General features: G+C 66.7%; 8 protein-coding genes (1 of these 8 running past the window's edge). 2 read left to right on the top strand and 6 right to left on the bottom strand.

The genetic code is table 11. From position 1 onward, the window contains the following. The first annotated feature begins 248 nt into the window (after positions 1-248). On the top strand, positions 249-539 hold the full coding sequence (locus VE25_RS07965) for a (2Fe-2S)-binding protein (protein WP_244466885.1): 291 nt from the start codon (positions 249-251) through the stop codon (positions 537-539). Next, complete coding sequence (bfr, locus tag VE25_RS07960; RefSeq protein WP_046108078.1) at positions 505-990, top strand: bacterioferritin; 486 nt, start codon at positions 505-507, stop codon at positions 988-990. The genes VE25_RS07965 and bfr overlap by 35 nt, the downstream gene beginning before the upstream one ends. Before the next feature lie 51 nt (positions 991-1,041). Here bfr and VE25_RS07955 read toward each other — a convergent pair whose 3' ends face one another. The 6 genes from VE25_RS07955 to VE25_RS07930 form a co-directional block, all read right to left on the bottom strand. After that, positions 1,042-1,662: a nucleotidyltransferase family protein gene (locus VE25_RS07955; RefSeq protein WP_342018876.1), complete on the bottom strand. Its 621-nt coding sequence runs from the start codon at positions 1,660-1,662 to the stop codon at positions 1,042-1,044. Between the two features lie 158 nt (positions 1,663-1,820). Next, the gene (locus VE25_RS07950; protein WP_244466883.1) at positions 1,821-2,831 is read right to left on the bottom strand and encodes an alpha/beta hydrolase; all 1,011 of its coding nucleotides are present in this window, start codon (positions 2,829-2,831) and stop codon (positions 1,821-1,823) included. A gap of 283 nt (positions 2,832-3,114) precedes the next feature. Continuing rightward, complete coding sequence (locus VE25_RS07945; RefSeq protein ID WP_046108076.1) at positions 3,115-4,323, bottom strand: lytic murein transglycosylase; 1,209 nt, start codon at positions 4,321-4,323, stop codon at positions 3,115-3,117. Between the two features lie 376 nt (positions 4,324-4,699). Then, the gene (locus VE25_RS07940) at positions 4,700-5,149 is read right to left on the bottom strand and encodes an SRPBCC family protein (protein ID WP_046108075.1); all 450 of its coding nucleotides are present in this window, start codon (positions 5,147-5,149) and stop codon (positions 4,700-4,702) included. A 208-nt stretch (positions 5,150-5,357) separates the two neighbouring features. Then, positions 5,358-5,705 carry an ArsR/SmtB family transcription factor gene (locus tag VE25_RS07935; RefSeq protein WP_046108074.1) on the bottom strand — a complete coding sequence of 116 codons (348 nt, stop codon included), beginning with the start codon at positions 5,703-5,705 and terminating at the stop codon, positions 5,358-5,360. 58 nt (positions 5,706-5,763) lie between these two features. After that, on the bottom strand, positions 5,764-6,378 hold the end of the coding sequence (locus tag VE25_RS07930; RefSeq protein ID WP_046108073.1) for an RNA polymerase sigma factor. 684 nt of this gene lie beyond the right edge of the window; the window shows 615 of its 1,299 coding nt (coding positions 685-1,299); its start codon lies off the right edge, out of view; its stop codon occupies positions 5,764-5,766.

Below are 6,378 nucleotides of genomic sequence, written 5' to 3'. Positions count from 1 at the left end.
CCGTGGGCCGCCGAGGCTCCCCCCTATTCCCTCCCCTCAAGAGCCTGCGCTCGGGAGCGCGCAAGCGCTACCCGAGTGGGAGGGGGGATAGATTGGACTTGTGGCGGCGTGGTGCCACGCACCCACTTGCGCCGCATGGCCGCCGCGACAATATCTGACATTGACAATCATGAATGCGGGTCGTTTTATGCGCCCGCTCGTTCACAAGACTTCCAGTCCCCAGGCCCATGCTCGTCTGCCAGTGCAACATGATCAGCGACAAGGAAATCGAGGAGATCGTCCTCGGCTTCCTCAAGGCCGATCCCTGGCAGCTGGTGGTGCCCGCCATGGTCTACCGCGAGCTTTCGCGCCGCGCCAAGTGCAGTGGATGCGTGCCGAATGTGGTGGACATTATCGTCAAGACGACCGAAAACTACCATATGCAGCAAGCCCGTACGCCCGTCGAACTGAACGACGTGCGCGCGCGCCTTGCTACGCTCAAGGGCAAACGCATTGGAGGTCGTCGTGAAAGGCGAAGCACAAGTTATCGAGCGGCTTAACGAAGCGCTCTTTCTCGAGCTCGGCGCAGTCAACCAATACTGGGTTCATTATCGTCTGCTCGACGATTGGGGCTACACCAAGCTCGCCGCCAAGGAGCGCGCCGAATCCATCGAGGAAATGCACCACGCCGACAAGCTGATCGAGCGCATCATCTTCCTCGAAGGCCACCCCAACCTGCAGCGCGTCGCACCGCTCCGCATCGGCCAGACCATCAAGGAAGTGCTGGAAGCCGACCTCGCCGGCGAATACGACGCGCGCACGGCCTACAAGGCCAGCCGCGAGCTCTGCGAGGAGATCGGCGACTACGTCTCCAAGAACCTTTTCGAGGAGCTGCTGGCCGACGAGGAAGGCCATATCGACTTCCTCGAGACCCAGCTCGATCTGCTCGGCAAGATCGGCGAAGAGAAATACGGCCAGCTCAACTCGGATTCCGCCGACAAGGCCGAATGATCGACCCGGCCGCCCGCCCGGGCGGGCGGCCACTCCTACCCTATCTCCCCATCACCAGGGCACCACTGTGACCTGCGGCCAGATCGACGTGGCCCGGGCGCTCTTGGTTTCGTGCGTCTTGCGGTTGTCGAGCGCGTGGTTGGGCACCATGCGGAACGAGAAGAGATCATCGAGCCCGAAGGGCGCAAGGATCGTCAGGCGCCCGTCCGCCCCCAGCCGGGCGCCGACCGCATGGGTCTTGGAGGCATAGCGGGTGAGCGTCTCGCCGGCCGAGGAGAGCGGCGGGAACGGCGTGCCGAACTTTTGCGGGAACCACAGATGCACCCGCGCCGGGTTGCGCGCCTCGACCGGCACCGGGAGGTCCCCAAAGAGCCCGTCGAGCCGCTTGATGATCATATCCTCGACCTCCCAGGAGAGATTCGAGGCGTCGAAATAGGCGACATCGATGTCCTTGACGCCGGCGAGCGCGGGCCGGCCGGTCAGGTGGTTCCAGACGGCGTTGTAGAGCGCCCCGGCAACGAGCAGGTGATCGGGCAGGTCGATGTCGCGCAGCGTCTCGAGCACGCGCATCAGCGTCGGCTCGGCCCGGATGATGCCGTCGAGCACGGCGCGCTGGGCGGTTTCGCCGGCACCGGAATAGCGCAAATGATCTTCAGCCCGTGCGGTTTCCACTGAGGACAAGCATCTTCTCCGGGTCATTCCCGCGAAGCGGGAACCTCTGTTCACGCTGCCGGCCTTCCACACGGAGGTCCCCGCTTTCGCGGGGATGACCCGGTGCGAGGGCTGGCGCCTCGGAGAGCTAGGCTAACCCGATTCCGCCTTCCGGCGCATCACTGATCAAGCGGCCCGAACATGCGGTCGAGCTCGGCGACGACCCCGTCCATGCCGCGTTCCATGCCCTCGGGCGCCTCGGGCACGACCGCCACATAGGGCACGCCGCTGGGGAAGGCGCCGAACTGGGTGAAGAACGCCACCATGTCGTCAAGCACCGGCAGGCGCCAGCGCCAGGCCGACCCCATGGCGATGACCGGCTCCATGTGCCCGAACCCCTCGAAGTAGCGCGCCGTGACCCAGACCCCGCTCTGATGGAGCTTGACCGCCAGATGCTCGGTGTTCTGCATACGCACGATCGGGTCCGTCGTGCCGGTCGCCAGGTACATCGGCGGCGCATCGGCTGTGACGAGGTTGATCGGCTGCGTGCCCTCGGGGTTCGGCGCCTGCCCGAAGGCCTCGCGCACCTCGTTGTATTCGAAGGGGTAGAAATCATAGGGGCCCGAGAGGGCCGCGACGCCGCGGATGTTGAGCGTCACCCCGTAGTCGCGCATGAACGAGGGGTCGAGCGCCAGCATCACGGCATTGTAGGCGCCCGCCGAATGGCCGGCGAGGAACAGCCGGTTGGGATCGCCGCCATAGGCCGCGATATTGTCCTCGACCCATTTGAGGGCGCGGGCATTGTCCTCGAGGAACGCGGGATAGCGCACCTCCGGCACGTGCCGGTAATCAGCGATGACGGTGACGAACCCGCGCGCCGCGAGCGCCCGGCCGACGAACTGGTAGTCGCTCCGCTCGCCCCGGTTCCAGCCGCCCCCATAAATGAAGAAGACGACCGGCGCCGGCCCGCCGCCGCGCGCCTCGGGCGCGTAGACATCGAGCTTGAAGCGCTGGCCGTCGGCGAAGGGAATGCCGTCGCCGACCTTGGCCGTGCCGCCGTCCATGGCCGTCGGCAGGTTGAACGGATCCATCAACGACAGCGCGTTGGCGGGCGCGGAATCGACGACGAGAAGGACCGCGAGGGTCATCAGAAGCGCGCGCAGGCGCGTGGTGGCGGAGCGGATGGTCATCTCAAACGGGGTGCCGGATTTTACGGAAAGCGCAGAAAATTTGACTCGAATTCCCTCTCTAGCCGGCCAAAGCCGAAAAGAGTGTGGCGGACGCGATCACTTTCACGCGGGAACGAAGCGAACCGGTTTATCGGGAGCTTGGGCGAGGGCGGGAGGGGCGCTTGGGCCACACTCTCTGCCCTCTGCTTAAGCGGGCAAATGCTGCGCCCCGGCCGGTTAACGAAAGGTTACCCAACTGTGATCATTTGATGGCTTCGCGCGGCATGGTTACCACGCATGGTGGCTACTGCAGCGCCCGCAGCAGCCGGCCGGAGGCGAAGCCGTCGGGCGTCAGCCCCGCCTGCCGCTGGAAGGCGATGATGGCGGCGCGGGTGCGCGGGCCGACGACCCCGTCGGGCGTACCGACATCGTAGCCGCGCCGGGCAAGGAGCGACTGCAATTGCGTGCGCTGCTCGCGGTTGAGGGCGAAGTCGCCGGCCGGCCAGGAGGTGACGAACCCGCCGCCGCCGATGATGCGGTCGGCCAGGTGCCCGACGGCGAGCGCGTAGCTGTTGGAGTTGTTGTAGCGCTTGATGACGTCGAAGTTGGGCAGCACCAGGAACGCCGGACCGTCACCGCCGGCGGGAAGATAGAGCCGGGCCTGATCCGTCGGGCGCGGGAAGGCGCGGCCCGAGGCGCGCGCGACGCCGAGCTGCTGCCATTGCCCCAGGGATGCCGTGCCCATCGCCTCGGCGCGGGCGAAATCGAAGCCGCGCGGCAGGCGCACCTCGTAGCCCCAGGTCTCGCCCGCCCGCCAGCCATGGGCGCGCAGGTAATTGGCGGTTGAGGCCAGCGCGTCGGGCACCGAGTTCCAGATGTCCTTGCGCCCGTCGCCATTGTAGTCGACGGCATACTGCATGAAGCTCGTCGGCATGAACTGGGTGTGGCCCATGGCCCCGGCCCAGGAGCCGACCATGTTCTGGGGCGCCACGTGGCCGTCCGAGACGATGCGCAGCGCCGTCAGCAGCTCGCGGCGGAAGAAATCGGCGCGGTAGCCGTTCTCGGTGAGGGTGGCGAGCGCATGGATGGTGTTGTTGCCGCCCATATAGCCGCCGAAATTGGTCTCCATGCCCCAGATGGCCAGGATCACCTCGGCCTGGACGCCATAGCGCGCCGAGACGGCAGCGAGCGTCTGCGCCCACTCGGCGCGCATCGAGCGGCCCTTGGAGACCTGAGCATCGGTGATGCGCTTGCCGATATAGTCGGCAACGGTCTGGGTGAACTCGGGCTGGCGGCGGGTCAGCTCCATGACCTTGGAGAGCGGCTGGTAGCCGGCAAAGGAGGCATCGAACGCCTGGCGCGACACGCCCATCGCCTGCGCATCCGGCCAGAGGCCGGCAACGAACGCGGCGCTGTTGGCAAGGGATGCCCCCGTGCTCGACAGCGCCATCACCGCGGCCATGGCCAGTGTGGCGATGCGACGCGCGGGGCGGAAGGTTCGGACAGACGTCATGGCGAGCCTCTGGAATTCAATACCGGGCGACAAAAGATGCCGCCGGGCCGGACATGCCGCAGCCGACCCGTTAGCAGTATTTTAGGCGCGTCGATTAAGATGCTCTTAAGGCAAACGACCGGGGCGGACCGGGGCCGATCACAAATCCGCCAGTCCGTCGCCGGACTTTTCTGCAGCTAGCGAGTAATTGCAAGGCACGGTTCCTTCTCCCCTTGTGGGAGAAGGTGCCCGAAGGGCGGATGAGGGGTTTGCGAGACGACAACCAACGCCGGTGTAGGGGCAGCATCGCGGACCCCCTCACCCTGATTTTCCGCTGAACGCGGAAAATCTGTCCCTCTCCCACAAGGGGAGAGGGGGAGAGGCGCTTGCGACCCGCTCAGATCTTGACGAGGTGCCCGCCGAGGAGATCCATCAGCTGCTCGGTGCCCTCGCGGCGCTGCTCGACGGTGTCGAGGCCGTCGAGGAACATGCCGTGCTCGGTGACGACGAGATGCGTGCCCGCGCCTTCCGGCCGGAACTCGAGGGAGGCGACCGAGACGGAAATGCGCTGGCCGTTGAGGTGCATCTCGTAGCTGTAGACGATGCGCACGTCCGGCACGATGTCGCGGAAACTGCAGTCGAAGGCGTAGGTGTCCCCGCCCATCTTGCCGGTGTTGTACTCGCGCCCGCCCTCGCGGAAATCGAAGACGCCGGTGCCCGGCTCCCCCTCCCCGAACCACTGCTTCTTCTGCTCGGGGTCGGCGAAGGCCCGGTAGACCCGGGCCGGGCCGGCGTCGTAGTGACGCTCGATGGTGAAGCTGCCATGGGCGATGGAACGCTCAGTCATTTGCGCTGTCCTTTGTTGGCTTGCGGTTTGGTGCGGTTGAGAAACATGGCGAGGCGCTTGAGGCGCGCGGCCCACGCGGCCCGGCGGGCGATGATGAGGGCGATGAACCCGTCCATGGCGCTCTCCGTTTTTCGGCGTGCATCATCCTTGGCCGGTGGGGCATCCGCCGACGCATCAAGCTTTGCAAGGGACCGCGATCCCCTGCGCCTTATGTCTTTTTTTCAGGTCCGCCCGGATCGGCCGCGAGAAGGCTTCCGAGCCTGTCCAATCGTCGCTCCCAGCCGAGCCGGCGGTCGCTGAGCCACTGCTCGGCCCGCGACATGGCGGCGGAATCGAGCGTGCACGTCCTGACCCTTCCGACCTTCTCTGTCCTGACGAGGCCGCTCTCCTCCAGCACCGCCAGGTGCTGCACCACGGCCGGCAACGACATGGCGAGCGGCTGGGCGAGCTCGCTGACCGAGGCCGGGCCGCGGCTCAGCCGGTCGACCATCTGCCGGCGGCTGGCGTCGGCGAGGGCATGAAACATGCGGTCCAGCGATGCATCATTCTTAAGCATGAACTTAAGTAACAGGCCGCAACGCGAGCGTCAATACTAAAGTTTCGGCTTAAGTGAATCAGCCCGCCTTGGCCGCCTGGGCCGCGGCGCGCTCGAGCAGAAGCGTGCGTTCGCGCCCGTTCTGCGCCATGTCGGCCGCGCGCCTGTATTCGGCCGCCGCTTCCGCCGAGCGCCCGAGGCGGGAGAGGAACTCGCCCTTGACGCTGGGCAGGAGATGGTAGGACTTGAGCGCCGCGTCCGCCTCGAGCGCCTCGACGAGGGCAAGGCCTGCCGCGGGGCCTTCGGCCATGCCGACGGCGACGGCGCGGTTGAGCTCGACGACGGGCGTCGGATTGAGCTCCATCAGCTCGCCATAGAGCGCCGCGATGCGCGGCCAGTCGGTCGCTTCGGCCTTGCGGGCGCGCGCATGGCATGCCGCGATGGCCGCCTGCAGGGCATAGGGGCCGCGCCGGGGAGAAAGGCTCTCGGCCTTTTCGAGTGCGGCAAGGCCGCGGCGGATGAGGAGCTGGTCCCAGCGGGAGCGGTCCTGATCGAGCAGCAGGATCGGCGCGCCGTTCTTGTCGACGCGTGCGTGCTGGCGCGACGCCTGGATCTCCATCAGCGCGACCAGCCCCTGCACCTCCGGCTCCTCCGGCGCGAGATTGGCAAGGATCCGCCCGACGCGCAGCGCCTC

It is taken from the genome of Devosia geojensis (assembly GCF_000969415.1).
GTDB lineage: Bacteria > Pseudomonadota > Alphaproteobacteria > Rhizobiales > Devosiaceae > Devosia > Devosia geojensis.
This window is presented reverse-complemented; position numbering and strand designations above follow the sequence as displayed.